The organism is Methanosphaera sp. (assembly GCF_016282985.1).
Classification (GTDB): domain Archaea; phylum Methanobacteriota; class Methanobacteria; order Methanobacteriales; family Methanobacteriaceae; genus Methanosphaera.
The window spans coordinates 1-3,123 of the sequence record NZ_JAEELZ010000045.1; the positions used below are offsets into that span (position 1 = coordinate 1).

The window sequence follows — 3,123 nt, forward strand, 5'->3', positions numbered from 1 at the left end:
AAGAAAATTGTTAAATTCCTTGAAAAAGGAGGAACTGAAACATATCAATTTAAACCTTTCCAATTGAGTGATAGTAATGTAATTGAAATTAATCTTGATGTTTTCTCAGGAGAGTGTGTTATTCAATTTGATACAGAAAAATTACAAAATACAAATTATAAATATATATTCTTTGGAAATTCTGAAAAGAATATTTTCTCAGCTTCAAAGGTTAAAGGACAAACAAATATATTTTGGGTTAGAGCTAAAATAAATAGTTATTATATTATATCTTATAGAGATGTTGAAATAAGTAATGAAAATTGTAGAATAGGTGAAAGAAGTTTCCTTCTTCAATTAATTAAAAATGATAAGGTTAATGAAAGATTATTTACATTTTGGAATAATAATCCATCAAAAAATGATGTTCCATATATATTTAATTTAATTCCAATAAATTTTAATGTTGATGTATTTTATAAAAATAAAACTCAATTGAAACCAAATTCTTTAGGTCATTATGAAGATATTAACTCTTCTGAAACTGATTCGGAATTATTTTCATTACATCAATTAGATTATTCTGTTAGATTTAAAGAATTTACTCTAAATGAACCAAATGATAAATATTGTCATTTCTATATTGGAGCCTAAGAATCATCAAAATAAGTTCCAATATTATTAAGCGAAAGTATGATATATGCAAGAACTTTAAGAGATAAAGTAAGAAGTGCTGTTTTTATTTTACCATTTTATATGTTAGATGTGATATTTATATAAAATTAATATGAAAAATTCATAAAAAATGAAAGAAAATATTACTTTAAATGATGAATTGAATTCTCAAATTACTTTCACAAGATCAAAATTATGATTTTAATGTGAATTAAAAAAATTTCATAATAAATAAATCAAAGAACAATAACATTTTTAAAGTAGAAAATACTGATCTTTGTGGCATTTTAAAATAGGCGAGGTTGTTGACATGTGATAGTAGAATTAGGGAAAGCAAGAAATCCTGAAAGCATGGAGTGAGACAAAGTTTCCAGTTTTGAAAAGCTGAATGTTCTTTTTACATTGTTTTTGTGCTACATAATTTGGTTGATATTTTGGTATTTGAGCAGGGTTTTTCTTCGGTTTTATGAGGTTTGGGTTCCCTTTTACTCCCAAAAGAAGTATAAAATACAAGTTAAGTTGTTATTCCCTGTTTTAGATGTTTACATCTTGATAGTGTATCTAGGTTGATGGTAATTGGAGAGATGACGAACATTCGAATATTCCTTTGTAATATAGGAGGCCATCCCGGTTAAGTTGGAGAGCTGTGCCAATTTAGATTAACCTCTTTTGTTTTGTTTTAGTCTGTGTCATAGCTAGAACCTAGTTTGACTGGTCTATTAATTATCTTTGTGTGAATTCTTAATTTTATTTAGGCTTTCTTTTATGGCAGAGGACAGCTTTGTTGGTACAACAAATTATGATGAAAAAATCTAAAAAATAAAGTTCCTATAGAATAGGTATAATACAATGAAATTTGGCGATGAGCTATTAAGAAATACTTCTTACGCTTTTTATAAAAACCATTATGCTGGTGGCTTCAAAAATTCATACTGACATGACAAATAAGCTTTTCTTAACAGGGACAGGGACAGATCTAGGGAAAACATATATTTCCAGTTTGATAATAAAAAACTATACCATTCTGGCATAAACTCTTCCTATTACAAGGCTGCCATCAATGGCATAATTTTTAATAACTTTTCTCCTTGGAGATGTAATACACAAAAATAATGTTTTGGTATATGAGCGAATAACAGGCATTCCAGTTATTGCAAGTGTAAAAAAAGATGAAAGATGAAAAATAGATTTATTTTGACAAACAAAAGTTATTTTCTTTGTATGAGTTACTTTTTAATAGCTCTATCATGATATGGTATCCGTACTCACAAATGAAAACTATTAAAGATCCTTACAAAATAATAGATGCCGATGGAGTGTTTCTGTATAGCAAAGATAAAAATCTCATAGATTCCATTTCATCATGGTGATATGTTATTCATGGCTAGTGTAATCTTGTCAGAACAAAGGTAATTAAGGAGCAAGCAGACAATTTTCACTCTTGATTCTTGGAGGATTAACACATGAACATGCTCAAAAGTCGTCAGAAAAACTTACAGAGAGTTGGCCTTGGAGATGATTATTATTTTTCCTCCAATTCTGAGTGTAGCATGGAAATTGCATTGAAAATGACATTTCAATACCACATGAACAAGTGTGGTGGTAAATGTGTGACAAAAATATTTACCCCATCTAATACTATATCAACTTTAACAATGAGGGAAATTACAATAACAATGGAAAATTTCTCACAAAAAAATTATCATTAAAGCATTCATACCATGGTGACACACATATAAAGCCAAAGATTATCACTTTTTTTGAAATATTGTGGTATACGTAATAACGTAATACATATTCCAAGCGAGATTCAAGCTTTGGAATCAGCATTCCAGAAATTTCACAGTGAAATAAGCCATTTATAGTAGAAGCTCTTTTACAGTGTGCCGGTGGAATGAGGATATATGACATTTCATTCCTAAACCATTCAAGGGAATTGTGCGATAAATATGATGTTGTTCTAATATTTGATGAGGTAGCGACTGGTCTCAGTAGGACTGGATACCTTTTTGTGTCAAAAGTAGTTCTACCTGATATTTTGTTGCTTGGGAATGCACTAATAGTGGGATATATGCCATGCAGTAACTTTAGCGAATCCCAAAATATACGATGAATTTTATTCTAATGATCCTAAAAATGCATTAATGCATTGACCAACATTTAGGGGTAATCCACTCATAAGTGCAGCAAGAAAATTAATGCTTCATTATAATGAATATGTTAAAGTTATAAATTTGGAATTGCCAAAGATAGAACAGGAAAAGATTATACTAGTTCATTTTTAGGGAAAGCACATTATATGGCTTCAGAATATTTTAGGTAAAATTATAATTATTCTGTTGATTAATGGTCAATGGGAGTTTTTCACATGAATGTTTTAATCCATTTTGAAAATGCAGAAAAGGATATTATTAATATATAATAAGGAAATCACTGATAAAAAAATTAAATTCAAGAAGATTCTATTAA

General features: G+C 28.7%; 3 protein-coding genes. All 3 read left to right on the plus strand.

Features of this window, described 5'->3' with window-relative positions; translation table 11 throughout:
- On the plus strand, positions 1 to 633 hold a 633-nt coding region (locus QZZ11_RS02955), incomplete at its 5' end, for a hypothetical protein (protein WP_292473462.1).
- Positions 634 to 2,117: 1,484 nt separating this feature from the next.
- On the plus strand, positions 2,118 to 2,363 hold the full coding sequence (locus tag QZZ11_RS02960) for a hypothetical protein (protein ID WP_292473464.1): 246 nt from the start codon (positions 2,118 to 2,120) through the stop codon (positions 2,361 to 2,363).
- A gap of 152 nt (positions 2,364 to 2,515) precedes the next feature.
- Positions 2,516 to 2,767 (plus strand): aminotransferase class III-fold pyridoxal phosphate-dependent enzyme, encoded by a 252-nt coding sequence (locus QZZ11_RS09300; RefSeq protein WP_365952656.1) that lies wholly within the window; start codon positions 2,516 to 2,518, stop codon positions 2,765 to 2,767.
- The last annotated feature ends 356 nt before the right edge of the window (positions 2,768 to 3,123 follow it).

Excerpts from the sequence above, each read along its gene's own strand:
- QZZ11_RS02960 (WP_292473464.1), top strand. The coding sequence starts at position 2,118 with ATGAACATGCTCAAAAGTCGTCAGAAAAACTTACAGAGAGTTGGCCTT.